Origin of the sequence: Vibrio sp. NH-UV-68, from assembly GCF_042940635.1 — a bacterium.
Lineage (GTDB): Bacteria > Pseudomonadota > Gammaproteobacteria > Enterobacterales > Vibrionaceae > Vibrio > Vibrio pacinii.
Map to the genome: position 1 here is coordinate 810899 of NZ_CP134975.1, position 26672 is coordinate 837570.

26 protein-coding genes are annotated in these 26672 nt (G+C 46.3%); 18 read left to right on the forward strand and 8 right to left on the reverse strand.

Going from position 1 to position 26672, the window contains the following annotated elements; translation table 11 throughout:
• Nucleotides 1-106: 106 nt before the first annotated feature.
• Nucleotides 107-1396 carry a citrate synthase gene (locus ViNHUV68_RS03825; RefSeq protein WP_038177175.1) on the reverse strand — a complete coding sequence of 430 codons (1290 nt, stop codon included), beginning with the start codon at nt 1394-1396 and terminating at the stop codon, nt 107-109.
• 395 nt (nt 1397-1791) lie between these two features.
• Between ViNHUV68_RS03825 and sdhC the strand changes: the two genes are divergently transcribed.
• The 8 genes from sdhC to sucD all read left to right on the forward strand — a co-directional run bounded on the left by sdhC (nt 1792) and on the right by sucD (nt 11488).
• The gene (gene sdhC, locus ViNHUV68_RS03830) at nt 1792-2184 is read left to right on the forward strand and encodes a succinate dehydrogenase cytochrome b556 subunit (protein WP_038177174.1); all 393 of its coding nucleotides are present in this window, start codon (nt 1792-1794) and stop codon (nt 2182-2184) included.
• Complete coding sequence (gene sdhD / locus ViNHUV68_RS03835) at nt 2178-2522, forward strand: succinate dehydrogenase, hydrophobic membrane anchor protein (protein WP_391089414.1); 345 nt, start codon at nt 2178-2180, stop codon at nt 2520-2522. The genes sdhC and sdhD overlap by 7 nt, the downstream gene beginning before the upstream one ends.
• Nucleotides 2523-4289, forward strand: a complete 1767-nt coding sequence (gene sdhA, locus ViNHUV68_RS03840) for a succinate dehydrogenase flavoprotein subunit (protein WP_038177172.1) — start codon at nt 2523-2525, stop codon at nt 4287-4289.
• Between the two features lie 18 nt (nt 4290-4307).
• A complete protein-coding gene (locus ViNHUV68_RS03845; RefSeq protein ID WP_038177171.1) occupies nt 4308-5018 on the forward strand; it encodes a succinate dehydrogenase iron-sulfur subunit in 711 nt (236 codons plus the stop codon).
• A gap of 168 nt (nt 5019-5186) precedes the next feature.
• Entirely contained in the window at nt 5187-8012 is a 2826-nt protein-coding gene (sucA, locus tag ViNHUV68_RS03850; protein ID WP_391089417.1) for a 2-oxoglutarate dehydrogenase E1 component, read from the forward strand.
• 28 nt (nt 8013-8040) lie between these two features.
• Nucleotides 8041-9240: a 2-oxoglutarate dehydrogenase complex dihydrolipoyllysine-residue succinyltransferase gene (gene odhB, locus ViNHUV68_RS03855; protein WP_038177169.1), complete on the forward strand. Its 1200-nt coding sequence runs from the start codon at nt 8041-8043 to the stop codon at nt 9238-9240.
• 209 nt (nt 9241-9449) lie between these two features.
• Nucleotides 9450-10616, forward strand: a complete 1167-nt coding sequence (gene sucC / locus ViNHUV68_RS03860; protein ID WP_038177167.1) for an ADP-forming succinate--CoA ligase subunit beta — start codon at nt 9450-9452, stop codon at nt 10614-10616.
• Entirely contained in the window at nt 10616-11488 is an 873-nt protein-coding gene (gene sucD / locus ViNHUV68_RS03865; protein ID WP_038177165.1) for a succinate--CoA ligase subunit alpha, read from the forward strand. Before sucC ends, sucD begins: the two co-directional genes overlap by 1 nt.
• A 126-nt stretch (nt 11489-11614) precedes the next feature.
• Here sucD and ViNHUV68_RS03870 read toward each other — a convergent pair whose 3' ends face one another.
• A complete protein-coding gene (locus tag ViNHUV68_RS03870) occupies nt 11615-11899 on the reverse strand; it encodes a hypothetical protein (protein ID WP_038177164.1) in 285 nt (94 codons plus the stop codon).
• A 784-nt stretch (nt 11900-12683) separates the two neighbouring features.
• Between ViNHUV68_RS03870 and ViNHUV68_RS03875 the strand changes: the two genes are divergently transcribed.
• Complete coding sequence (locus tag ViNHUV68_RS03875; protein ID WP_391089420.1) at nt 12684-13202, forward strand: GNAT family N-acetyltransferase; 519 nt, start codon at nt 12684-12686, stop codon at nt 13200-13202.
• On the opposite strand, the gene ViNHUV68_RS03880 is transcribed toward ViNHUV68_RS03875, so the two are convergent.
• Complete coding sequence (locus tag ViNHUV68_RS03880) at nt 13150-13449, reverse strand: DUF3301 domain-containing protein (protein ID WP_038177162.1); 300 nt, start codon at nt 13447-13449, stop codon at nt 13150-13152. The genes ViNHUV68_RS03875 and ViNHUV68_RS03880 overlap by 53 nt on opposite strands.
• A gap of 2 nt (nt 13450-13451) precedes the next feature.
• Entirely contained in the window at nt 13452-14489 is a 1038-nt protein-coding gene (locus ViNHUV68_RS03885; RefSeq protein ID WP_391089422.1) for a DUF3549 family protein, read from the reverse strand.
• 75 nt (nt 14490-14564) lie between these two features.
• Between ViNHUV68_RS03885 and ViNHUV68_RS03890 the strand changes: the two genes are divergently transcribed.
• Together ViNHUV68_RS03890 and truC are read left to right on the forward strand one after the other, a co-directional pair.
• Nucleotides 14565-14879, forward strand: coding sequence for a YqcC family protein (locus tag ViNHUV68_RS03890; RefSeq protein ID WP_038177160.1), 315 nt, complete (start codon nt 14565-14567; stop codon nt 14877-14879).
• The gene (gene truC, locus ViNHUV68_RS03895; protein ID WP_391089424.1) at nt 14879-15601 is read left to right on the forward strand and encodes a tRNA pseudouridine(65) synthase TruC; all 723 of its coding nucleotides are present in this window, start codon (nt 14879-14881) and stop codon (nt 15599-15601) included. The genes ViNHUV68_RS03890 and truC overlap by 1 nt, the downstream gene beginning before the upstream one ends.
• An 87-nt stretch (nt 15602-15688) precedes the next feature.
• On the opposite strand, the gene dxs is transcribed toward truC, so the two are convergent.
• From dxs to xseB, 3 genes are read right to left on the reverse strand one after another with little or no spacing between them, the layout of a single operon-like run.
• Nucleotides 15689-17554 carry a 1-deoxy-D-xylulose-5-phosphate synthase gene (dxs, locus tag ViNHUV68_RS03900; RefSeq protein ID WP_391089426.1) on the reverse strand — a complete coding sequence of 622 codons (1866 nt, stop codon included), beginning with the start codon at nt 17552-17554 and terminating at the stop codon, nt 15689-15691.
• 20 nt (nt 17555-17574) lie between these two features.
• Nucleotides 17575-18459 (reverse strand): (2E,6E)-farnesyl diphosphate synthase, encoded by an 885-nt coding sequence (gene ispA, locus ViNHUV68_RS03905; protein ID WP_038177258.1) that lies wholly within the window; start codon nt 18457-18459, stop codon nt 17575-17577.
• A 21-nt stretch (nt 18460-18480) separates the two neighbouring features.
• Nucleotides 18481-18723: an exodeoxyribonuclease VII small subunit gene (gene xseB / locus ViNHUV68_RS03910; protein WP_038177157.1), complete on the reverse strand. Its 243-nt coding sequence runs from the start codon at nt 18721-18723 to the stop codon at nt 18481-18483.
• A 262-nt stretch (nt 18724-18985) separates the two neighbouring features.
• Between xseB and pomA the strand changes: the two genes are divergently transcribed.
• The 7 genes from pomA to rlmM all read left to right on the forward strand — a co-directional run bounded on the left by pomA (nt 18986) and on the right by rlmM (nt 25753).
• Nucleotides 18986-19750, forward strand: a complete 765-nt coding sequence (gene pomA / locus ViNHUV68_RS03915; protein ID WP_038177156.1) for a flagellar motor protein PomA — start codon at nt 18986-18988, stop codon at nt 19748-19750.
• Between the two features lie 10 nt (nt 19751-19760).
• The gene (locus tag ViNHUV68_RS03920) at nt 19761-20711 is read left to right on the forward strand and encodes a flagellar motor protein MotB (protein WP_038177155.1); all 951 of its coding nucleotides are present in this window, start codon (nt 19761-19763) and stop codon (nt 20709-20711) included.
• Nucleotides 20712-20877: 166 nt separating this feature from the next.
• Entirely contained in the window at nt 20878-22326 is a 1449-nt protein-coding gene (thiI, locus tag ViNHUV68_RS03925; RefSeq protein ID WP_038177153.1) for a tRNA uracil 4-sulfurtransferase ThiI, read from the forward strand.
• Nucleotides 22327-22746: 420 nt separating this feature from the next.
• Complete coding sequence (locus ViNHUV68_RS03930; RefSeq protein ID WP_038177152.1) at nt 22747-23655, forward strand: transcriptional regulator GcvA; 909 nt, start codon at nt 22747-22749, stop codon at nt 23653-23655.
• A complete protein-coding gene (locus ViNHUV68_RS03935; protein ID WP_391089431.1) occupies nt 23648-24277 on the forward strand; it encodes an alpha/beta fold hydrolase in 630 nt (209 codons plus the stop codon). The genes ViNHUV68_RS03930 and ViNHUV68_RS03935 overlap by 8 nt, the downstream gene beginning before the upstream one ends.
• Complete coding sequence (locus tag ViNHUV68_RS03940; RefSeq protein ID WP_038177149.1) at nt 24267-24665, forward strand: DUF423 domain-containing protein; 399 nt, start codon at nt 24267-24269, stop codon at nt 24663-24665. The genes ViNHUV68_RS03935 and ViNHUV68_RS03940 overlap by 11 nt, the downstream gene beginning before the upstream one ends.
• Nucleotides 24662-25753, forward strand: coding sequence for a 23S rRNA (cytidine(2498)-2'-O)-methyltransferase RlmM (gene rlmM / locus ViNHUV68_RS03945; RefSeq protein ID WP_038177148.1), 1092 nt, complete (start codon nt 24662-24664; stop codon nt 25751-25753). The genes ViNHUV68_RS03940 and rlmM overlap by 4 nt, the downstream gene beginning before the upstream one ends.
• Nucleotides 25754-25869: 116 nt before the next feature.
• Here rlmM and xni read toward each other — a convergent pair whose 3' ends face one another.
• On the reverse strand, nt 25870-26646 hold the full coding sequence (xni, locus tag ViNHUV68_RS03950; RefSeq protein WP_391089434.1) for a flap endonuclease Xni: 777 nt from the start codon (nt 26644-26646) through the stop codon (nt 25870-25872).
• Nucleotides 26647-26672: the final 26 nt, after the last annotated feature.

Consider the following 26672-nt stretch of genomic DNA (forward strand, 5'->3'; position numbering starts at 1 on the left):
ACATTGTCAATTTGATATAAAAACAAAGGGTTGATGCTTACACATCAACCCTTATTCTTTCTAGCTTCTAGCTTCTAGCTTCTAGCTTCTAGCTTCTAGCTTCTAGTTACTCACGCTCATGCATTGGCGAAAATTCACGTTGAGCTTCACCAGTATAAAGCTGACGAGGGCGACCGATACGGTTAAGTGGGTCGCTATGCATTTCGTTCCAGTGTGCAATCCAGCCAATAGTACGTGATAAGGCAAAGATTACGGTAAACATTGAAACCGGAATACCAATCGCTTTCAAGATGATACCTGAGTAGAAATCTACGTTAGGGTAGAGTTTCTTCGACACGAAGTATTCGTCTGATAATGCAATCCGCTCTAGCTCCATTGCAACGTCAAGCAGTGGGTCTTGGATATTGAGTTCTTTAAGTACATCGTGACACGTTTCGCGCATCACTGTCGCGCGCGGATCGTAGTTCTTGTAGACACGGTGACCAAAGCCCATCAGGCGGAATGGATCGTCTTTGTCTTTCGCACGTTCAACGTACTCAGGAATGTTTTCAACGCTGCCAATCTCTTCTAGCATCTTCAAACATGCTTCGTTAGCGCCGCCGTGAGCAGGGCCCCAAAGTGACGCGATACCCGCTGCGATACATGCGAATGGGTTAGCGCCTGAAGAACCTGCAAGACGCACGGTAGAGGTAGATGCGTTTTGTTCGTGGTCTGCGTGTAGAGTGAAAATCTTATCCATCGCACGTGCGACGACAGGATTCACTTCATATTCTTCACATGGATTAGCGAACATCATGTGTAGGAAGTTTTCTGCGTAGCTTAGATCATTGCGTGGGTAGATAAACGGCTGACCGATAGAATATTTGTAACACATCGCGGCAAGCGTTGGCATTTTCGACAGTAGTCGGTATGCGGTAATCTCGCGGTGAGTGTCGTTATTAATGTCGAGTGAATCGTGATAGAACGCTGCAAGAGCGCCAACGACACCACACATAACGGCCATAGGGTGAGCATCACGGCGGAAACCGTGGAAGAAACTGGCAATTTGCTCATGGACCATAGTGTGACGAGTGACGGTTGTCTTAAATTTCTCGTATTGTTCACGTGTTGGGGCTTCACCATAAAGAAGGATATAACATACTTCTAAATAATCAGCGTTGTTCGCTAGCTGATCAATAGGGTAACCGCGGTGCAAAAGAATCCCTTTGCCGCCATCGATATAGGTGATTTGAGATTCACAGGATGCAGTGGCAAGAAAACCTGGGTCAAACGTAAAGTAACCATTTGCTCCCAGTTTACGAACATCAATTACAGGGGTACCTAGCGCACCTTCCATAATCGGCAGCTCGATAGGCGCTTGACCTTCGACATGAAGGGTAGCTTTCTTATCTGCCATAACAATCTCCTTTGTTTATTATTTAATCCGTCCAGGATGTTTGTGTGACATTTTTGTACGTGTGTTCGTTATCAAAGTCAATTTTTCTCCTCCGATGTGTGCACTTGTTATGGTTTTTTGAACGTATAAGGTTAAAAATCTGGTCTGTGTAGCAAAAATTGTTACACCAATTGTATTAGAATGTTGCCAGCCGTATAGTGGCGCAGTAAATTTTGGTGAAAACCTTATAAATTCAAGGCTTGAAACAAATGTGAGGTGAAGTTTTAATCCTTGTTGTTAACAAATATTTTACAAAATACTCGGCGAATTGTTGCAGGTAAGTGTTAAATAAATGTTAACTTTTGTAGGTTTGCAATCAAAATTCGTTCATAACTATAAATGCTCAATGGAGCTGAGTGAGCAAGCCCGTGAAAGAAAGAAAGTCAAGACCTGTTAATCTAGATTTACAGACCATTAGCTTTCCGATCACTGCTATCGCATCAATCTTACACCGTGTTTCTGGTGTAATTACGTTCGTCGCGGTCGGAATACTACTTTGGTTGTTATCCATTTCGTTATCGTCCCCAGTGGGTTACGCGCAAGCGGTTGACCTTGTCGATGGCTTCTTCGTGAAGTTCATTTTATGGGGCATCCTAACGGCATTGGCCTACCACATTGCTGGTGGTATCCGTCACCTTCTGATGGATATGGGTCATTTTGAAGAGCTGGAATCTGGCGCAATGAGCGCTAAGGTTGCATTCGCAGCAACAGCCGTTCTGTCTCTACTGGCGGGGGTAATGGTATGGTAAAACACATTTCATCTTTTGGTCGTAATGGTGTGCATGATTATTTATTGATTCGTGCTACCGCTATCATTATGACGCTCTACACTGTCTATCTGGTTAGCTTCTGTGCTTTCACAGATATTTCTTACCTCTCTTGGACCCAGTTCTTTGGTGGCACGTTCACCAAGGTTTTCACTATGCTCGCGCTAATGTCGGTATTGATTCACGCATGGATCGGCTTATGGCAAGTACTGACTGACTATATTAAGTGCGCCAAGCTTCGTGGTTGCCTGCAGCTCGGCGTTATCGCTGTGCTATTTGGTTACTTCTTCTCTGGTCTATTTATTCTGTGGGGTGCGTAAGTGTCTATTCCAGTTCGTGAATTTGATGCCGTAGTAATCGGCGCTGGTGGTGCAGGCATGCGCGCTGCACTGCAAATATCTGAGCAAGGCCTTTCATGTGCATTGCTTTCGAAAGTGTTCCCAACACGTTCTCACACTGTTTCTGCTCAAGGTGGTATTACGGTTGCGCTAGGTAATGCGCACGAAGATCATTGGGAGCAGCATATGTACGATACGGTCAAAGGTTCCGACTATATTGGTGACCAAGACGCGATCGAATACATGTGTAAAAACGGCCCTGAATCCGTGATTGAGTTAGAGAAAATGGGCCTTCCGTTTTCTCGTTTTGATAATGGTAGTATCTACCAACGTCCGTTTGGCGGCCAATCGAAGAATTTCGGTGGCGAGCAAGCGGCACGTACTGCAGCAGCAGCTGACCGTACTGGTCATGCTCTTCTTCACACGCTTTACCAGCAAAACATCAAGCACAAGACAACCATATTCTCTGAGTGGTATGCACTCGACATCGTTAAAAATGAAGACGATGTCGTTTTAGGTTGTACTGCGCTTTGTATGGAAACGGGCGAAGTATGCTACTTCAAATCGAAAGCAACCATCTTAGCTACTGGTGGCGCTGGCCGTATTTACGCATCGACAACTAACGCTCACATCAATACAGGTGATGGTGTTGGTATGGCGCTGCGTGCGGGCGTTCCAATGCAAGACATGGAAATGTGGCAGTTCCACCCAACGGGTATTGCTGGCGCAGGTGTTCTTGTCACGGAAGGTTGTCGTGGTGAAGGTGGTTACCTTCTTAATAAAGATGGTGAACGATTCATGGAGCGCTACGCGCCGAATGCTAAAGACTTAGCTGGCCGTGATGTGGTTGCTCGTTCAATGATGATCGAAATCCGCGAAGGTCGCGGTTGCGATGGCCCATGGGGTCCTCACATTAAACTGAAACTCGATCACCTAGGTAAAGAGACTCTAGAGTCACGTCTACCAGGCGTTTGTGAACTGTCTCGTACCTTCGCACACGTTGATCCAGTCAAAGAGCCAATTCCAGTTATTCCAACTTGTCACTACATGATGGGTGGTATTCCCACTCAAGTTTCTGGCCAGGCGATTAAGCAAACTGCAGATGGCAGCGATGTTGAAGTACAAGGCCTATTCGCATGTGGTGAGATTGCATCAGTATCGGTTCACGGCGCTAACCGCTTGGGTGGTAACTCACTGCTCGATTTAGTGGTATTTGGTCGTGCGACAGGCCTGCATCTTGGCGAAACACTGCTGAAACAAGCTGAAGCTAAGCCAGCAACTGAAGCTGATATTGAGCGTTCACTAGAGCGTTACAACCGTTGGGAAAACAGCACTGACGGTGAAGATCCTGCTCAGATTCGTAAAGACCTTCAGCAATGTATGCAGAACAACTTCTCGGTTTTCCGTGAAGGTGATGCAATGGCAAAAGGCCTAGAAGAGCTGAAAGTTATCCGTGAGCGCCTGAAAAATGCTCACCTGTCGGATAAGTCGACCGAGTTCAACACGCAACGTATTGAGTGTCTAGAACTTGAAAACTTGATGGAAACTGCTTTTGCGACGGCCGTTGCGGCGAACTACCGTACTGAGAGCCGTGGTGCTCACGCCCGTTTTGACTTCCCAGATCGTAACGATGAGCAGTGGCTATGTCACTCGGTCTACAATCCGGAAACAGAGTCAATGGCTAAGCGTGGTGTCAACATGGAACCCGTCCATCGTGAAGCATTTCCGCCAAAAGCACGTACGTACTAAGGAAAGGAGGGTAATATTATGAAACTGAATTTCTCTTTGTACCGCTACAATCCTGATGTCGACCAAAAGCCGTACATGAAGGACTACACATTAGAAGTGGAAGAAGGATCTGACATGATGCTTCTTGATGCGTTGATTCTGCTTAAAGAGCAAGATCCTAGCATCTCTTTCCGTCGTTCTTGTCGTGAAGGTGTTTGTGGTTCTGACGGTGTGAACATGAACGGTAAAAATGGTTTGGCGTGTATCACACCCCTTTCAGCGCTGAAAGGTGACAAGATTGTGATTCGCCCACTACCTGGTCTGCCTGTTGTGCGTGACCTTATCGTTGATATGACACAATTCTACGATAACTACACGAAAGTTAAGCCTTTCTTGATTGATGATGGCGCCTTGCCACCATCTCGTGAAAACTTACAATCGCCAGAAGATCGGGCTCATCTTGATGGATTGTACGAATGTATCATGTGTGCATGTTGTACAACGTCTTGTCCGTCATTCTGGTGGAATCCTGATAAATTTATCGGTCCTGCAGGTCTTTTAGCGGCTTATCGTTGGTTAATTGATAGCCGTGATACTGCCACAGACGAACGCTTGTCAAATCTTGATGATGCATTCAGCGTTTTCCGTTGCCATGGCATCATGAACTGTGTCAGTGTTTGTCCTAAGGGATTGAATCCGACCAAAGCGATTGGTCACATTAAGACCATGTTAGTCAATCGCTCGGTTTAAGTTACTCGGTATCTAAATAGAGACGGCTCTGGCGGTCATGTATCGCCGAGCCGCAACTCGACAAAGATAGAGTAAAAGAATAGTAAAATTGCCGACCTATTCTGGGTCGGCTCTTAATAGCTCGGCATAGACCGAAGCAAACGTGAAAACTACTGGTTAAGGGAAAATATGCACAACGGCGTGATGAAGGCGTGGCTCGAGTCTTCACACTTGGCTGGCGCCAATGCAACGTATGTAGAGGACCTCTACGAACTGTATCTAAGTGACCCCGATCTGGTAAGTGAGGAGTGGAAACGTGTTTTTGAGGGCTTGCCTAAGTCTTCACAAGAGGTGGTTGAACAGCCTCATTCACGTGTCCGTGACTACTTCCGACGACTCGCTAAAGAAACGAAGCATTACAATGTCCAAGTTAGTGATCCTGATGTCGACGTTAAACAGGTAAAAGTACTTCAATTAATTAACGCTTACCGCTTCCGCGGTCATGAAGCGGCGCAGCTTGACCCTCTCGGTTTATGGCAACGTCCAACGGTGGCGGAGCTAGACCCTGCATTTCACAATCTCACTCAAGACGATTTAGAAGAAACTTTCAACGTGGGTTCGTTTGCCATTGGCAAAGAAACCATGAAACTGAAAGATATTCACTCTTCATTGAACAAAATCTACTGTGGCTCTATCGGTGCTGAATACATGCACATGACAGACACTGAGCAAAAACGTTGGATTCAACAACGTTTAGAATCAGTGGTTGGCCAACCATCGTTCAGTCAAGAAGAGAAACGAGAATTCCTTGAAGAGTTGACGGCGGCAGAAGGCCTTGAGCGTTACCTAGGGGCTAAGTTCCCGGGTGCTAAGCGCTTTTCATTGGAAGGTGGTGATGCACTGATACCGATGACTAAAGAGTTGATTCGTCATGCTGGTAAGAGCGGTATGCGCGAAGTGGTTATTGGTATGGCGCACCGTGGCCGTCTCAATATGCTCGTCAACGTGCTGGGTAAAAAGCCTCAAGACTTGTTTGATGAGTTTGCAGGTAAGCACGGCGAGTCATGGGGTACTGGTGACGTAAAATATCACCAAGGTTTCTCGGCTGACTTTGCCACACCTGGTGGTGATGTTCACCTTGCTTTGGCATTTAACCCATCTCACCTTGAGATCGTTAACCCTGTTGTTATTGGTTCTGTTCGCGCCCGTCAAGATCGTCTAGGCGACCAAGATGGTGCGACCGTTCTACCTATTACCATCCATGGTGATTCAGCGATTGCTGGTCAGGGTGTGGTTGCGGAAACGTTTAATATGTCGCAGGCACGCGGTTTCCGTGTTGGTGGTACTGTCCGTATTGTGGTTAACAACCAAGTTGGCTTCACTACGTCAAACCCTAGCGATACGCGTTCAACTATGTACTGTACTGACATTGCCAAGATGGTACAGGCACCGATTTTCCACGTTAACGCTGACGACCCTGAAGCGGTTGCGTTTGTTACTCGTATCGCGCTTGATTACCGTAACGAATTTAAACGTGATGTGGTTATCGACTTAGTTTGTTACCGTCGTCATGGTCACAATGAGGCCGATGAGCCAAATGCGACTCAGCCTTTGATGTATCAGAAAATCAAAAAGCATCCAACACCACGTAAGCTATACGCTGACGTACTAATGGAGCGCGGTGATTTCGGTATTGATACTGCTACTCAGTTCGTCAACGAGTATCGCGATGCACTAGATCGCGGCGATGTAGTCGTCAAAGAGTGGCGTCCAATGGCACTGCATTCGGTCGATTGGTCACCTTATTTAGGTCACGACTGGGATGTCGATTGGGACAATGAGTTCAACCAAGAGCGTTTGATTGAATTGGGTCACCGTATCTGTCAGTACCCTGAGAGCCATAAGTTACAAAGCCGAGTCAACAAGTTATATAACGATCGTATGTCGATGTTGAGCGGTGAAAAAGCGATTGACTGGGGAATGGCTGAGACTCTCGCTTATGCAACCCTAGTTGATGACGGTAAACGTATTCGTATCTCAGGCCAAGATTCAGGTCGCGGTACTTTCTTCCACCGTCACTCTGTACTACATAATCAAAATGATGCCAGCACGTATGTTCCTTTAGCGAATGTTCATGATAAGCAAGGGCCGTTTGAAGTCTTTGATTCGGTGTTATCTGAAGAAGCCGTACTTGCGTTTGAATACGGTTACGCGACTGCTGAACCTGGTGGCTTGACGCTTTGGGAAGCACAGTTTGGTGACTTTGCCAACGGCGCGCAGGTAGTTATTGACCAATTTATTTCATCTGGTGAGCAGAAGTGGGCGCGTTTATGTGGCCTTACTATGCTTCTCCCTCATGGTTACGAAGGTCAAGGCCCTGAGCACTCATCAGCGCGTCTTGAGCGTTACCTTCAGCTGTGTGCTGAGCAAAACATGCAAGTGGTTGTTCCTTCAACACCAGCTCAGGTTTACCACATGATTCGACGTCAGGTTGTGCGACCAATGCGCCGCCCACTGATCGTTATGTCACCGAAGTCATTGCTACGTCACCCACTGTGTACCTCTTCAATTGAAGATCTTGCACAAGGAACGTTCCAAGCGGCGATTGGTGAAGTGGATAATCTTGAACCTGCGAAGGTCAAACGTGTTGTCTTCTGTTCAGGCAAAGTCTACTTCGACTTGCTAGAACAGCGTCGTAACAATGAACAAGACGATGTCGCCATTGTTCGTATTGAGCAGCTTTACCCGTTCCCAATGGATGAAGTGACCGCTGCCATCGAGCAATACACCAATATTGAAGACTTTGTTTGGTGTCAGGAAGAGCCACAGAACCAAGGCGCTTGGTACTGTAGCCAACACAACTTCCGTGCTGCAATCCCTGCAGGTGCAGATCTTAAGTACGCTGGTCGCCCAGCATCAGCATCACCTGCCGTTGGTTACATGTCAGTACACTTGAAACAACAGAAAGCGTTGGTAGAAGACGCACTTACCGTGAATAAAAAAACTTCGAACTAAGAACTAGAAGTTAAAGGAAGAAACAGATATGACAATTGAAATTCTGGTTCCAGATTTACCTGAATCCGTCGCTGACGCTACAGTGGCAACATGGCACAAACAACCAGGTGACGTCGTTGAACGTGACGAAGTGTTGGTTGACATTGAAACTGACAAAGTTGTTCTAGAAGTTCCTGCTCCAGAAGCGGGTGTACTAGAAGCTATCCTTGAAGTAGAAGGTGCCACAGTACTTTCTAAACAGCTGCTCGCTAAACTCAAGCCTGGCGCTGTTGCTGGTGAACCAACGACAGACAAAACAGACGAGTCACAAGCATCGCCAGATAAGCGCCATAAAGCGTCGCTAACAGAAGAGAGCAATGATGCGCTCAGCCCGGCAGTACGTCGTCTTCTTGCTGAGCACGGCCTTGAAGCGAACCAAGTCAAAGGCACAGGTGTTGGTGGTCGTATCACTCGTGAAGATATTGATGCACACCTTGCCAATGCAAAAGCTGCACCGCAAGCGGCAGCAGTAGAAGCGCCAGTAGCGGCTCGCAGTCAGAAACGTGTTCCGATGACGCGTTTACGTAAGACAGTGGCTAACCGCCTACTTGAAGCAAAAAATAACACCGCCATGTTGACGACGTTTAATGAAGTTAACATGAAGCCAATCATGGATCTTCGTAAGCAGTACAAAGACCAGTTCGAAGAGCGTCACGGTACGCGTCTAGGCTTTATGTCTTTCTACGTTAAAGCGGTGACCGAAGCACTAAAACGTTTCCCAGAAGTCAATGCGTCTATTGATGGTGAGGAAATCGTTTACCACAACTATTTCGACATTAGCATGGCGGTTTCAACGCCGCGTGGTCTCGTGACTCCAGTTCTTAAAGACTGTGACACGTTAGGCTTTGCTGATATCGAAAAAGGCATTAAAGAGTTAGCGATTAAAGGCCGTGATGGCAAGCTGACGGTTGATGAGCTGATGGGCGGCAACTTCACTATTACAAACGGTGGTGTATTTGGATCGCTAATGTCAACACCAATCATTAACCCACCACAGTCAGCTATCTTGGGTATGCATAAGATTCAAGATCGCCCAATGGCAGTGGATGGCAAGGTAGAAATCCTACCTATGATGTACCTGGCACTTTCTTATGACCACCGTCTGATCGATGGTCGTGAGTCTGTCGGCTTCCTTGTAACCATTAAAGAGTTACTTGAAGATCCAGCACGTCTGCTATTAGACGTTTAATATCGCTGAAACGTCTAGTTGCCTTAGGCTGCTAGACGTTTGATAGTTTCAATGGCTAGACTAGCTCAACGGTTTGGCCTTCACCTAAATCGCTGCTGTGTCATTGAGCAAGTAGCGATTTATTTGAGAAGACCCTACAGACGTTTTGCAGAGCTCTGCTGCGTTATGGAAATAATAATCCCTTAAGGGAAAATAAACGGAATATCAAAATGAATTTGCATGAATATCAAGCCAAACAGCTGTTTGCAGAATTCGGTTTGCCTGTACCGGAAGGTTACGCGTGTGATACACCTCATGAAGCGGTTGAAGCAGCAGGTCGTATCTCAACGGAGAAGAAAGTCGTTAAATGTCAGGTTCACGCAGGTGGACGTGGTAAAGCGGGTGGCGTCGAGCTACACGATACTAAAGATGGCGTGAGAGAGTTTGCACAAAAGTGGCTAGGTAAGAACCTAGTGACTTACCAAACTGACGCAAATGGTCAGCCTGTAACTAAAATCTTAGTTGAAGAAGCATCAAACATTGCAAACGAACTGTACCTAGGTGCAGTGGTAGACCGTGCAACACGCAAGATTGTATTCATGGCATCAACCGAGGGTGGTGTTGAAATCGAAAAAGTTGCTGAAGAAACGCCAGAGTTGATTCATAAAGCAGCGATCGATCCATTGGTTGGTCCTCAAGCTTATCAAGGCCGTGAACTCGCATTTAAACTAGGTTTAGCTGGCGATCAAATTAAGCAGTTTGTTAAGATCTTCATGGGTCTTGGCACTATGTTCTCTCAGTATGACCTTGCGCTACTTGAGATTAACCCACTGGTTGTAACAGCCGAAGGCAACCTGCTTTGTCTTGATGGTAAAATCAACATCGACTCAAATGCTCTATACCGTCAACCTAAGTTACGTGAGATGCACGATCCTTCGCAAGAAGATGAGCGCGAAGCACACGCTGCTCAGTGGGAACTGAACTACGTAGCATTAGACGGAAATGTTGGTTGTATGGTTAACGGTGCTGGTCTTGCGATGGGTACTATGGACATCGTCAACCTTCATGGCGGTAAGCCAGCTAACTTCCTTGATGTTGGCGGCGGCGCAACTAAAGAGCGTGTAGCAGAAGCATTTAAGATCATCCTATCTGACGACAATGTGAAAGCGGTTCTTGTTAACATCTTCGGCGGTATTGTTCGCTGTGACATGATTGCAGAAGGCATCATCGGCGCAGTGAAAGAAGTGGGTGTTGCTGTTCCTGTTGTTGTTCGTCTAGAAGGGACTAACGCAGACCTAGGTCGCGAAGTTCTTGCTAATTCTGATGTTGATATCATTGCTGCTGAGTCATTAACTGACGCAGCTCAGAAAGTTGTTGCTGCTGCGGAGGGCAAATAATGTCTGTACTAATTAATAAAGACACCAAGGTAATCTGTCAGGGCTTCACTGGTGGTCAAGGTACGTTCCACTCAGAGCAAGCGATCGCATACGGTACGCAGATGGTGGGTGGTGTTTCTCCGGGTAAAGGCGGTCAAACGCATCTTGGTCTACCCGTTTTCAATACAGTACGTGAAGCCGTTGAAGTGACTGGCGCGACAGCAACAGTTATCTATGTACCAGCACCTTTCTGTAAAGATGCGATCTTAGAAGCGATTGACGCAGGCATCAAACTGATTGTGACCATCACTGAAGGCATTCCTACTATCGATATGATCGATGTAAAAGTGAAGCTAGAAGAAACGGGTGTTCGCATGATTGGTCCTAACTGTCCGGGTGTTATCACTCCGGATGAGTGTAAGATCGGTATCATGCCTGGTCATATCCATAAGAAAGGTAAAGTCGGTATCGTCTCTCGCTCAGGAACGTTAACGTACGAAGCTGTTAAGCAGACCACTGACGAAGGTTTCGGCCAGTCTACGTGTGTTGGTATCGGCGGTGACCCAATCCCAGGTTCAAACTTCATTGATATTTTGAAATTGTTCCAAGAAGACCCTGAAACAGAAGCGATCGTCATGATCGGTGAAATCGGTGGTACCGCAGAAGAAGAAGCGGCTGCGTTTATTAAAGAAAACGTGACTAAGCCAGTTGTTTCTTACATTGCAGGTGTAACTGCTCCTCCAGGGAAGCGTATGGGCCACGCCGGCGCTATCATTTCTGGTGGTAAAGGTACGGCGGAAGACAAATTTGCGGCACTAGAAGCGGCTGGCGTTAAAACCGTCAAATCTCTTGCTGATATCGGTAAAGGCCTACGTGAAGTCACTGGCTGGTAAGTATCGATTGAAATGAAAAAAAGCTTGGCTGATTTGCCAAGCTTTTTTTATGTATTGCTTTTATTCATCAATAGGCTAAGCATTAATCGTCACCTGCTGACTAAGCGACGGGTTCGAGGGGGCGATTTAGCGTAGTTTCTCTTCCAATACGGTCAATCGCGCGGTTAATGCTTTTACTTGTTTTTCGAGCTGAGCGATTTTATCACTGTCATTCGCTTGTTCAGGCGCCGCGATTTCTATTTTCGGTACGCGTTGGGCACTTTTCCAACTTTTTATCGTCGTGATCAAAGCAGGCATTGGCACTGATGTTGATAAGCGAGCTTTAACCAAAGCGATGCTTGGCTCTTTGCCTTCATGTTGTAATTGTTCAAGTACCTGTTTTAGCTCTTGGCTAACATCTTGGGTCAGCATATAACCTCCTTTTGCTTTGATATTGGTATTTTACTGCTCAGCGAGCCAATAGGCGAATGGTAAATTAGGCATTTGGTTGTGAGATATCTCTTACACCAAGTGTGCGAGAATAGATTCTTTTTGCGCAGAAATATCAGTAAAAACACCTTAGGTTGCTGTTTTATAAAGAAAAGTTGAATTGTTGCACACTTGTTTCGAGCGTTTTTTTTCTGCTGTATATTGTCTTCAATCGCCAAAAGCGTAAATTAATAGTTGTCGGAAGGATACTGACACGGAACAGGAAATACCAAGGATAGGAAAACTTCAGGATGAAGATTGGTTGACGAGGAAAGTCAGTCAAGCATGGAGCGAAAGGACATTGTAAGGATACATTCACTGACAGGATGTGAGTGACTAAGGAAAGCAATGGACACCTCTAGATTGAGGAAGGACAGTATCAGGATGATACTAGGGACACCGCTCAAGGAACAAGTGATGCGCGCTAACTAGGATAGTTGGCTATCAGGATGAATAGGACACCGCTAGGACGGCGAAGTAAGGATATTGCTGAAGGATTCAGTAACTATTAAGGAAGATGCATGGAGCACCTTTTGTAGCCGGACTGCTGCGAGTAAGACTATAGCCCCGATACTCACGTGTCGGGGCTTTCTTAGATCTCACCTTGGGAAAAAAGACTCATAACATCCCAATAATTACAACCCAGATCAATACCGGTTGTTGCCCGTTGGTTTAATTTTTCGGCTTTGTTTTTCAAAACAATTTTAGCTGCTAACAAGGATGTGTCATGACTATTGTGACTCGCCGTTCGTTATTAGTACCTTATAACGAATCACTACAATCAGAATTTCTCATGCTTAACTGTTGTAGTATTAATCGTGCCCAAATGAATGGTGCCCATACCGTTTCGTCGGCAAAACAATTATTTGAGAAAACGCTCAATGACCCTAACCTTTATGCGATGGCTGTTTTAGATAGTCGTAGCCGTGATTATGTGGGGCATATTTTTATTTGTGATCTTGATAGCGAGCCTGAGTTAGGTTTTATCTTTGATAAGTTATATTGGGGAATCGGCTTTGCCAGTGAAGCCCTACAGGCATTTTTTCCAAAAGCAGTCAGAGACTTAAATTTAACACATGTCGTTGCCACGGCTAATATTGACCATCAGCCGTCAATACGAATTCTGCAAAAATTGGGCTTTCAGTTTATGGTCCGCAAGCAAGACGCGTTCGGTCCATATAACGAATATCGATTTACATCCGATGTGGCGGTAGATCAACCTTCGCTAGCTGAAATCCTTGCATGATGATGTTGCCTTGATAGCAATCATCGCCGAGTGATGAAAATTCAAATTGATAAACAGAATGCCAACGCCAGACTCCGTCTGGCGTTTTTAATTTGTGACCTTTTAAAGCAACGCTAATAAGTTGCAAATCCAGTTGTTTACACTGGCGGGCGGCAATCGTTTTGACTAACTCCGCTTGGCGACGTTGTTGCCAAAAGAGTAAGCACAGGCATACCAAACCGAGGATGGCGAAAAGGTCACTGATCATAGTTAGGCCTTGGCTGATTGTTGCAGGCGAATCAGCGCAGCGGCTAACTCTGGTGATGGGCTGGAGTGCAATAGCGGCAGTAATACCATCCGCAGTTCAGGTAGCATGACTAAGTCAGCAAACAATTGGTTGAATAGCGCTTGGTCACCAGTTTGAGCTAAGCGCAGCAAGAATTGCTCGGCTGTACTTGCATCGCTTAACCAATGCCAGCAACGACCAGCAATCCCGATCAGCACTTCTTGATGGCTCAGTCTCGGGCTGGCTAAAATCACACCATAAATCGATTGTGCAATAGGTGTAGAAGCACCAGAGAGTGCGCGCGTTAATGCCGAAAGTAAGAAAAGATCAGGCTCGCCGCTGTCAATTTCGACCTGCGCCATTTGGGCGATACGTTGTGCGAGTTTGTCTGATAATTCGGTATGTTCTAGCGCACCAAGTAGGGCATAGAGAGGTTCACTAGGCAGGTGTTTTAGTGCTTTACGCAGATTAACACCATTTTGCTCTTGGCCGAGTCGGGCACAGATGTCGGTAACACCTTGTAAGCCAACGCTATGCCATTTGTCCCAGTCAAGCCCGCCAGAAAAATAGTGTTGTGCGTGCTCATAGTATTGGCTGCAGGCTAAGTTTAGCTCTGCACGAACTTGACTATGAAAGACCGCCATTTTGTCTTCAGCAGGCTTAAAAGTGTAGGGATTATTCGCGAGCTTATGTTGTTGCTCTTCAGTCATCTCTTGATTGAGTCGCGTGCCCATTGCTTCAAGTACATACTTGATAAAGTTACCGACATCGGCTTGTTTCAACAAGCCACGTTCATCAAGGTCAAATTTAAGAAACCAGATCCAAGGTTGCTGATCTTGATTCCAATAGACGATCGCTAGATGAGCTTTGCGCTGCATCGGGTAGGGGTAGGCCACTTGCCCCTGTTCGGTGTCGGCAAACATCTTCGCGTCGATTTTCTTGATTTTTCTTCCCAGATCATAGACTTGGTATTGGCAATCACTGTTGGTGAGCAATTGGGTAAGGGTATGAATGGTTTCCATTAGCGATTTGTCCTAACTTTCTTTCCTCTATAAATGGTATTCTTGAGCCCATTTTCAAGGTCAGAAACAAGATTAATGTTGAAACAGAACCAATTAATTGAATTGCTTGATCAGCTTCAAGCCGACATGCAAGCGCTTGAACTTTGGCAACAGCAGCCGCCAAGTTCGCTGGCACTGCAAAGTGAACAGCCATTTGCCGTTGATACTCTGGCACCAGAGCAGTGGCTGCAATGGGTTTTTATTGGCCGCATGCGCAACATGATTGATGCTAAGCAACCACTACCAAGTGGTTTCGCGATTGCTCCGTATTTTGAACAATGTTGGCAGCAATACCCAGATTACACACCATTGTTGGCGCGATTGGCAGTAATTGATGAGGTGTGTGCTTGATGTTAGAGATTGTTTTCCAAGATGAGTATTTTGTTGCGGTCAATAAGCCTGCAGGAATGTTAGTCCATCGCAGTTGGCTTGATAAACACGAGACTCAGTTTGTGATGCAGACATTGCGTGATCAGATTGGCCAGCATGTGTTTCCGCTTCATCGGCTTGACAGACCGACCTCTGGGGTATTGATCTTTGCCCTGTCGAGTGAAGTCGCGTCGCAAGTGATGCCGATGTTTGCCAATCATGAAATGGAAAAAACCTATCATGCGATTGTACGTGGTTGGATTTTGCAACCCGGCCGACTCGATTATGCGCTCAAGGTTGAGTTAGATAAAATCGCCGATAAGCATGTCAGTCAAGAGAAAGAAGCGCAGGAAGCAGTGACGGACTACCAGCCATTGGCTCAGGTTGAAGTTGCGCACTCAACGGGTAAGTTTCCAACCACGCGCTATGGTTTAATCGAAATGAAACCACTGACTGGCCGTAAGCATCAATTGAGGCGGCATATGGCGCACCTCAGGCATCCCATTGTCGGTGATACGACTCATGGTGACGGAAAACATAACAAACTGTTTAGAGACGTATATGACTCACATCGGCTGTTGTTGCATGCATCGCGTTTAGCCTTTGTCCATCCGTTTACTGGCCAGAACGTGTTGATCAGCGCTAGTGTCGACCCAACGTGGCAAGCACTGTGCGCTGAGTTTGACTGGCAAGTACCTCAGTAATATCGACTGAAAAAATGGATTGAAACAAAAAAGCCCTCAAAAATGAGGGCTTTTTTATTAGCATTTTTATTAGCATTGACACTGAGGCTATTTTTTAAGGTACTGACGAATCGCTGCTTCGATTCCTTTGGCGTCTAAACCGAGTTCTTGATGCAGTTCCTCTTGTGTACCTTGAGCAATGAACTTGTCAGGCAGCCCTAAAGTGAGGACAGGTTTAACCTGTTTTTCTTGCATCATAAATTCAATAATCCCAGCTCCCGCGCCACCCGCAATAGCATTTTCTTCTAGCGTGACAATAACGTCATGCTCTGCGACAAGTTGTTTGATTAAGGCTTCATCGAGCGGCTTAACAAAACGCATGTCAGCGACCGTCGCATTGAGGGACTCTGCAGCCTCAAGCGCGTTCGCTAAGAAGGTACCAAAACTTAAAATTGCGACTTTTTCGCCTTGACGAACCAAGCGGCCTTTGCCGATTTCGAGGGCGGTAAATTCAGCTTGAATATCGGTACCCATGCCATTACCACGAGGATAACGAACGGCGCTTGGACCATTATGTATGTGACCGGTATAGAGCATTTGGCGACACTCATTTTCGTCGCTTGGCGCCATGATCATCATATTCGGAATACAGCGCATAAAGCTCAGGTCAAACGCCCCTTGGTGGGTTTGACCATCGGCACCGACCAGTCCGGCGCGATCAATGGCGAACATCACTGGCAGATTCATGATCGCCACATCGTGAATTAACTGATCGTAGCCACGCTGTAAGAAGGTCGAATAAATCGCCACAATGGGGTGGTTACCGGAGATGGCCATTCCCGCCGCCAGTGTTACCGCATGCTGCTCAGCAATCGCCACATCGAAGTATTGCTGTGGGTATTCTTTAGAAAAACGCACCATCCCAGAGCCTTCGCGCATCGCTGGCGTAATCGCCATTAACTTCGGATCTTGCGCGGCCATATCACATAAGAAGTCACCGAAGATTTTGGAGAAGCTTGGTTTGCCGCCGCTGCTTTTTGGTAGCGAATTATGGCTTGGATCGAATTTTGGCACGCCATGATAACCAATCGGATCTTTTTCGGCTGGCTCGTAGCCTTTGCCTTTCTTGGTCATGATGTGCAAAAACTGTGGGCCTTTCAACTCACGCATGTTTTTGAGCGTTTTTACCAACTCATTGACATCATGGCCATCCACAGGACCGATATAGTTAAAGCCGAGTTCTTCAAATAATGTCCCTGGAACCACCATCCCTTTTAGATGCTCTTCGGTGCGACGAACTAATTCTTTAATCGGCGGAACGCCTGAAAGTACTTTCTTGCCACCTTCACGAATAGAGGTGTATAGATTGCCTGAAAGCAATTGAGCAAGGTGGTTGTTTAGCGCGCCAACGTTCTCTGATATCGACATTTCATTGTCGTTCAAAATCACCAGCATATCAGGATGGACATCACCAGCGTGGTTCATCGCTTCAAACGCCATCCCTGCGGTTATCGCGCCATCGCCGATGACACTGACCACTTTACGATCTTGCGCTTCTTGTGCGGCACTAATCGCCATTCCAAGTGCGGCACTGATTGAGGTTGATGAATGGCCGACCGATAAGGTGTCGTATTCACTCTCGCCACGCCAAGGAAAAGGGTGCAGTCCGCCTTTTTGGCGAATGGTTGGCATTTGATCGCGACGACCAGTTAAAATTTTATGTGGGTACGCTTGGTGGCCAACATCCCACACCAACTGATCAAAGGGTGTGTTATAGACGTAGTGTAGAGCAACAGTCAGCTCAACAGTGCCCAATCCAGAGGCTAGGTGACCACTCGACTGGCTAACTGAATTGAGTAAATAGGTGCGTAACTCATCACACAGTTTCGGCAGTATCTCTCTTGGGAGACTACGCAGCTCCTCAGGGGTGTCTGCGAGAGCCAGTGTTGGGTACTTTGAAATATCAAGAGTCATATTTTTGCGCGCTTATTGTGTTAGTTCTTGCGCTCGATGACATATCGGGCGAACTCTTCGAGTAACTCTGTATTGTATGGGATTGCTTGCAATGCTTGAAGTGCTTCATTTAACAGAGTGTGAGCTTTGTTAATAGCGCCGTCTAATCCGAGTAGTGCTGGATAGGTGCTTTTATTGGCTTGTTGGTCAGAACCTTGCGGCTTGCCTAAGGTTTCGGTGTCACTAATGATGTCCAGAATGTCATCTTGAACCTGAAATGCAAGGCCAATGGCGTCAGCATACTTGTCTAGGTGAGGCATCACCTCCACCCCTTTGCTACCTGCGGCAAGGGCTCCCAAACGTATGGCGGCCTTGATCAGAGCACCCGTTTTATTGCGATGAATTTCTTTGAGTTCATCTAAGGTGACTTGTCTGTTTTCTGCAGCAAGATCGAGAGCTTGACCCATACACATCCCATTGGCACCTGACGCTTGTGCGAGCACTTTTACCATTTTTATACGGTTAATTTCTGCTCGTGGGTTCAATGGCCCGTCAGCTAAAATAGTAAATGCTAGAGTTTGCAGTGCATCACCAGTAAGAATCGCGGTCGCTTCATCAAACTTAATGTGGCATGTTGGTTGACCACGACGTAACTCGTCGTCGTCCATGGCTGGCAGGTCGTCATGAATCAAAGAATAAGCATGAATACACTCTACTGCACTGGCAGGAGTGTCGAGCTCTTCGAGTTCACAACCGAGCATTTGGCCAGTAATGTACACCAAGAATGGACGTGCACGTTTGCCACCGAGTAGCAAACCGTAACGCATCGCCTCGATCAGAGGCAGGTTCTGATGAGGTAGAGACTGTAACCACAGTTCTAATTGAGCATTATTTCGTTGTTGAAGTGAGGACAAGGCCTCATGCATAACAGCCATAGGTATAATTAATTAATCCGTCGTGGTATCAAAGTCGCTGAGAGCAGAGTTGTCATCATTTTGAAGTAGGATGCTGACGCGTTGCTCGGCATCATTGAGTTTAGCCTGACCTGCACGTGCGAGGGTAATACCACGCTCAAATTTCTTTAGGGCGTCGTCTAGTGCTAAATCACCATTTTCAAGGTTTTCGACAATCACATCGAGTTCTTCAATGGTTGCCTCGAAAGTCATGTTTTCTGGTTTCTTGCTCGCCATAACGGTTCTACTTTGACAAAGATGGACGAAAGTTACCTTAGCCGATAATGATGGTCAAATTTAACCGAGTAAATTTGTTAGAAAAATCGAGATAAAGCGGTCTATGGTTGTGTGTCGGTAAGTGATAACGCTAAAGTCTAGTTATGTGTTACGTGCCAAACATCTATAGTTATGTGAAAGCGGTATCAATAAAAGACTAAAGATCTGAAGATGTTGCCGATATAATTTGATAGAAGCTTATAGATAGCATGAGGAGTGCTTTGTGGATTTAGCGACGCTGCTGGGACTGATTGGCGGATTGGCTTTCGTTGTCATGGCGATGATACTTGGCGGAAGCATCATGATGTTTGTCGACGTCACGTCGATTCTTATCGTGGTTGGCGGCTCGACATTCGTGGTGCTGATGAAGTTCACAATTGGGCAATTTTTTGGCGCCGCAAAGATCGCGGGAAAAGCCTTCATGTTCAAGTCTGACGAGCCAGAGGATTTGATCGCTAAAGTTGTTGAAATGGCCGATGCCGCCCGTAAAGGGGGTTTTTTAGCGCTAGAAGAGATGGAAATCACCAACAGTTTTATGCAAAAAGGTATCGATTTGCTGGTGGATGGTCATGACGCGGACGTCGTGCGCGCTGCGCTACAAAAAGATATCGCCCTGACCGATGAGCGTCACGAGTTTGGTGGTGCAGTGTTTCGTGCGTTTGGTGACGTTGCCCCCGCAATGGGAATGATTGGTACTTTGGTCGGTCTTGTCGCCATGCTATCTAACATGGATGACCCTAAGGCTATCGGCCCGGCCATGGCGGTGGCTCTTTTGACAACCTTGTATGGTGCGATTTTGTCTAACATGGTGTTTTTCCCCATTGCTGACAAACTGTCACTACGCCGTGAACAAGAAAAACTCAATCGTCGTTTGATTATGGATGGTGTGCTTGCTATTCAAGATGGTCAAAACCCGCGTGTCATTGACAGCTATCTGAAAAATTATCTCAATGAAGGTAAGCGCGCACTTGACGTAGATAACGAGTAGGGAAATGACAATGGAAGAAGAAAATGAGTGCAAATGTCCGCCCCCGGGTCTTCCGTTATGGATGGGGACGTTTGCTGACTTGATGTCTCTGTTGATGTGTTTCTTTGTTCTTTTGTTGTCGTTTTCTGAAATGGACGTGCTTAAGTTCAAGCAGATTGCCGGTTCGATGAAGTTTGCCTTTGGTGTACAAAATCGCCTAGAGGTCAAAGATATTCCCAAAGGCACTAGTATTATTGCCCAAGAGTTTAGGCCGGGCAGACCAGAGCCGACGCCGATTGATGTCATCATGCAACAGACGATTGATATTACTCAGCAAACCTTAGAATTTCATGAAGGCGAGTCGGATCGCGCAGGGGGAACCCAACGCGACCAAGGTACGTTGAATGGGGGCCAATCGCCCGAGACATCAACCCAAAACAACCAAAATAGTGAATCGGATAATCAACAGCAGCAAGCAGCGCAGATGTCTGAAGAGCTTGAAACGCTGGTTGAAAGTATTAAGAAAGCGCTTGAGCGCGAAATTGAACAAGGTGCCATTGAGGTGGAAAATCTTGGTCAACAAATTGATATTCGTATTCGTGAAAAAGGCGCGTTCCCTGAAGGCTCAGCGTTCTTACAACCTAAGTTCCGCCCATTAGTGCGCCAGATTGCCGATTTAGTCAAAGATATTCCGGGTGTAGTCCGAGTATCAGGGCACACCGATAATCAGCGCCTAGACTCGCAGTTATACCGCTCGAACTGGGATCTGTCCGCACAGCGCGCGGTCTCGGTGGCGCAAGAGATGGAAAAAGTACGCGGCTTTAATCACGAACGGCTACAGGTTCGGGGCATGGCGGATACGGTGCCGTTAGGCCCAAATGATACCGAAGCACAACGCTCGCGCAATCGCCGAGTTGAAATCAGCATTATGCAAGGCGAAGCGCTGCTCAGTGATGAGGTGCCGGTATTACAGCCTGAATAAAAGTCAATCAAACCAAAGACTAAGACGAGCTTTAAACGCTCGTCTTTTTTATGGTCATTGCTTCATGTATAATCTTGCGCCCTTAGCGGCAGCTTAGTGTTAAAACTAACTGCTACGCTCTCTAGAGCAGCAAAATCAGCGAAACAGTTAACTTGTGAAGTGAATTATGAAATTTATCGTCAAGCCCCATCCAGAAATTTTTGTAAAAAGTGAGTCTGTGCGTAAGCGCTTCACAAAGATTCTTGAATGTAATATCCGTAACATCATCAAGAGTCGTACAGAGTCTGTTGCTGTTTTTAACCGTCGAGACCACATTGAGGTGACATCAGAGTCTTCTCAATACCATCAAGAAGTGCTAGACGTTTTGACTCACACGTCTGGCATTCACCATGTGCTGGAAGTTCAGCAGTCTGAATTTACCGACTTGCATGATATTTTTGAGCAGGTGTTAGAGCTAAATCGTCCTCGAATCGAAGGTAAAACCTTTGTTGTTCGTGCTAAGCGCCGTGGTAAGCATGACTTTACCTCGATTGAACTTGAACGTTATGTTGGCGGTGGTATTAACCAATCGATTGAAAGCGCCAGCGTTAAACTGCGTCGCCCTGATGTCACGGTTAATCTTGAAGTGGTCAATGAAAAGCTGAACCAAGTGATCGCACGTTATAAAGGTTTGGGCGGTTTCCCTTTAGGTACTCAAGAAGATGTACTGAGCCTTATTTCTGGCGGTTTTGACTCTGGCGTTTCTAGCTACTTGCACATCAAACGTGGTTCAAAAGTACATTACTGTTTCTTTAACCTTGGTGGCCCAGCACATGAAATCGGCGTAAAGCAGGTCTCGCACTACCTGTGGAATAAATATGGTTCATCGGCCAAGGTACGTTTTATCTCGGTTGACTTTGAACCCGTCGTGGCTGAAATTTTAGAAAAAGTCGATGACGGTCAGATGGGTGTGGTACTAAAACGTATGTTTATGCGCGCCGCTGGCATGGTGGCAGATAAGTTTGGTATTCAAGCGTTAGTGACGGGTGAGGCGATTGGCCAAGTTTCAAGCCAGACACTGACCAACTTGCGTCATATCGATGGTGTCACCGATGCATTAATCTTGCGTCCACTGATTAACTGGGACAAGGAAGACATCATTAATCTTGCGCGTGATATCGGTACTGAAGATTTTGCGAAAACCATGCCTGAGTATTGTGGTGTCATTTCTAAAAAGCCAACGGTCAAAGCAGTAAAAGCGAAACTAGAAGCGGAAGAAGCCAAATTCGACTTTGCTCTGCTTGAGCAAGTGGTCAATGATGCGCGCGTGATGGATATTCGCGATATTGCTAAAGAGACAGAGCAAGCGGCGCCAGAGGTGGAGCAAGTTCAAGCGGTGGAACAAGATGCCATCGTGCTCGATATTCGCAGCGCTGAAGAGCAAGACGATAACCCACTAGTGATTGATGATGTCGAAGTGAAACACTTGCCTTTCTTCAAACTTGGCACTCAGTTTGGTGACCTAGACCAGTCTAAAATGTACCTGCTCTACTGTGATCGTGGGGTAATGAGTCGTCTGCAGGCGCTATATCTGCAAGAACAAGGTTTTAGTAACGTCAAAGTTTACCGCCCTTAAAACAAGACGTTAATCTGATTAGAAAGCGCAAATCGTTGATTCGATTTGTGCTTTTTTTTTGCAAAAACTAGGTGAGGTTATTGGATTTAGCGATCGGCAATAAGTGGCATTATTACCTTAGCGACATAAAAAAACACCGCCATAGAGGCGGTGCTAAAAAAATTGACAGACAGGTCAAAATAAATACAGGAAGTATATGTTTCGTTTCTGCTTGAAACAAAACTGGTAGAAACCTACCGAACTCGAAATACGAGTTTGCAAACACAACATCGCAAAGAGTAGTCAATTGATTCCCAAAGGAATCAAGCCGTTCTGACTTCTCTTTGCGGGGTGAAATATAGAATTTCTCTGGTCGTCAGGCAATGGACATTTTATAATGTTTCAGATAAAAAAAACTAATCCAATATATAGAAGGCCACCATGTCCAGAAGATTGCCTCCATTAAACTCTTTAAAAGTGTTTGAAGCTGCGGCGCGCCATTTGAGCTTTACTCGCGCAGCAGAGGAACTGTTTGTGACGCAAGCTGCGGTCAGTCATCAGATAAAAGCGCTAGAAGAATTTCTCGGCTTAAAGCTATTTCGTCGCCGAAATCGCTCCTTGTTATTAACCGAAGAGGGTCAAAGCTACTTTCTCGATATCAAGGATATTTTTTCATCACTAGCAGAAGCTACTGATAAAGTTCTAGAGCGTAGTGAAAAAGGGGCGCTAACGATAAGTTTGCCACCTAGTTTTGCTATCCAGTGGTTAGTGCCGCGGCTGGCGGATTTTAATCAGCAAGAGCCTGATATTGATGTGCGCATCAAGGCGGTCGATATGGATGAGGGATCATTAACCGATGATGTTGATGTGGCGATTTATTATGGGCGAGGCAATTGGCCGGGACTGCGCGCCGATAAGTTATACCAAGAATTTTTAATCCCACTTTGTTCACCTTCATTACTTTTAGGTAACAAACCATTAGAAACTCTAAGTGATTTGAAACAACATACCCTGCTGCACGACACCTCACGTAAAGACTGGAAACAGTTTGCCAAACAGACCGGAATCGAGGGATTAAATGTCAATCATGGACCAATCTTCAGTCACTCAACCATGGTACTGCAGGCTGCAGCGCATGGTCAGGGTGTAGCGCTCGGCAACAATGTATTGGCTCAGCCAGAGTTAGAGGCGGGACGATTGATTGCACCGTTTGATGAAGTGCTGCTATCCAAGAATGCTTTTTACGTCGTGTGTCATGAGAAGCAAGCGGATATGGGACGCATTGCCACTTTCCGTGATTGGATGCTTGCTAAAGCGCAAAGCGAACAAGAGGATCTGCTTGATGAGTAGTTATCTGATAGAAGGTCAAGCAGGTAATCCGGTGTTTGTTTTTGCCCATGGCGCTGGAGCGGGTATGGATCACGCTTTTATGCAGGCGGTGGCAACCGGTTTAGTCGACAAGGGCATTCAAGTGGTGCGTTTTAATTTTCCGTATATGGTCAAACGTGCTGAAGATGGCAAAAAGCGCCCACCAGACAGAGCGCCAAAACTGCTTGAGGCGTTCCAAGCGGTGATTCAGGATGTCGCTCAAGGGCAACCTGTGGTTATTGGTGGTAAATCGATGGGGGGACGCATGGCGAGCTTACTTGCTGACGACTCCTTGGTTGCTGGTGTGGCCTGTCTCGGTTTTCCCTTCCATCCGCCCGGTAAGCCGGAGAACTACAAAGGTGCTCATCTTGCTAAACTGAGCAAACCTTGCCTTATTTTGCAAGGTGAGCGAGATACGTTTGGTAAGCGCGAAGAATTTAGCGAGTTTGCCCTAGCGGAAAGTGTGACTGCGACGTTTATTCCCGATGGTGATCACAGCTTTAAGCCGCGTAAAGTCTCAGGTCATACTGAACTTGGCAACATCGCGCTGGCAGTCGATGCATTGGCGGCGTTTATTTTTGAGGTTTATTGCGATGCAAAGTAGGCAATTACTCGCTATTGGCGGACTATTAAGTGGGCTAGGCGTTGCTCTTGGGGCCCTTGGTGCTCATGGATTAAAAACGCTGTTGTCACCCTATCTTATCGAGGTGTTTAACACTGGTGTGTTGTATCAATTAATTCATGCGCTGGCGATTTTACTTTGTGGGCTGTTGCTCCAGCTAAAATTATCGTCTAAGTCACAAAAATATTTCGCCCTTGCGGCAATTTGCTTTATCATCGGCGTCTTTTGTTTTAGCGGCAGTCTCTACGCACTCGCGTTGACCAGCATTAAGTGGTTTGGGCCAATTACGCCATTAGGTGGTTTGAGCTTTATGGTGGGTTGGGGACTGTTTGTCTACGCAGCATTGCAAATTAAAGAGGTGAAACAGTGAAACAGTTAATGCTCTACTGCCGCAGTGGCTTTGAGAAAGAGTGTGCCGGTGAAATTCAAGATCGTGCCACTCAGCTAGAAGTATTTGGTTTCCCTCGCCTTAAAAAGAACAGTGGTTTTGTTATCTTTGAGTGCTATCAAGAGGGCGATGCGCAAAAACTGGTCAAAGAGATCGATTTTAAATCGTTAATTTTTGCCCGCCAAATGTTTGCCGTTGCGGTGGAAATTGATGATCTACCTCGTGAAGATCGTATTTCTCCTATCTTGCAGCAGCTCGCCGATATTGACGGTTTACCGCGTTGTGGCGATCTTCGCATTGAAACCCCAGATACTAACGAAGCGAAAGAGCTGCTTAAGTTCTGTCGTAAGTTCACGGTACCTATGCGTCAGGCGCTTCGCGGTAAAGAGATTTTGTTTGCCAAAGATAGCCCGAAAAAACCGGTTCTGCACTTGTGCTTTGTCGAGCCAGGACATTGCTATATAGGTTACTCGCTGACGACAAATAACTCACAGTTCTTCATGGGCATTCCGCGTCTTAAATTTCCGTCTGATGCGCCGAGTCGTTCGACGTTAAAGCTAGAAGAGGCTTTCCATGTCTTTATTCCTCGTGAAGAGTGGGATGAACGTTTAGCGCCGGGGATGTGGGGCGTTGACTTAGGTGCTTGTCCTGGTGGTTGGACTTATCAACTGGTGAAGCGTTCGATGTTTGTACACTCGGTCGATAACGGCATGATGGCCGACAGTTTGATGGAAACGGGTCAGGTTAAACACCATCAAGAAGATGGTTTTAAGTTTGAACCTGCACGTAAGAACATCACTTGGCTGATATGTGACATGATTGAAAAGCCGTCACGCGTGGCTCAGTTGATGGGTGAATGGATCATTAGTGGTTGGGCAAAAGAAGCGATCTTTAACCTGAAATTGCCGATGAAAGGGCGCTATGACGAAGTGCTAGAAGATATTGATAACCTGAAAATCTTCCTTAAGGAAAACGGGGTTAAGTTTAAGCTACAAGCTAAACACCTTTATCACGACCGTGAGGAAATTACTGTACACATTCAATGTCTGTCTAACATATCGCCGCACTAAACCGGTAAATGTTGCGCTCTTGGAGACAAGAGCGCTGCTACTACACATTGTACAATCTTAAGCGCTGCCTTGCTCAAAGCACGCGATCACAACTGGCAACGCTGCAAACCTTCTTGTTACTCATTTGGCCCATTAAAGCGTAAATCTTGCAAATTAAAGCCGAGCTCTATGTCGGTCTTTAAGGCGGCTATTTGCTTACATCGCCGAGCCGACTCGATGTGTTGATCAAGTTTTTTTCGATATTTAGCGGCTAATTCATCACTCGCGTATGCCTGCTCAATATCATTAAACTGAGTTAATATTTCTTTGGCCGCTTTAGGCCCAATTCCCGCCACGCCAGGTACTTGACTCGAGCTAATGCCAGTGAGTCCCCAGTAATCAGCCAATTGATGCGGTTTAACGCCAAACTCTTTGGCAATAAAGGGTTCATCTAGCCAACGATGCTGGAAGTAGTCACGGATCTGCAAAGTTGGTGACAACAACTGACAATAACCTTTGTCGGTCGAGATAATAGTGACTTTCTCATGATGCTCTGCCACCTTGATGGCCAGTGTCGCGACTAAATCATCAGCCTCATCACCTTCAGAAAGCAGCGAGTCAATCCCCATTTTCCACCAGGCGTCTTGTATCGCTTCAAGGCCATTAAGCAGTGGCTCCGGCATAGGTTTACGGTTTTGTTTGTATTCAGGCAAGATTTCCGCTCGCCAGCCGCGCTCTTGCAGGTGATGATCGAAGACGGCGATGATATGCGTCGGTTGCGCCTCATTAAGAATTCGTTGCAAGGTGCGCGAAGTCGTGGTGATCGTTCTGGCTATATCGGTCGGGTCGGGTTGTGCTGAGTGAACTCGGCGAATCAGGTTTAAAGCGTCAATAATGACCAAGTGAATAGACATAGCAAGCAAAAAAATAAGGGCATCAA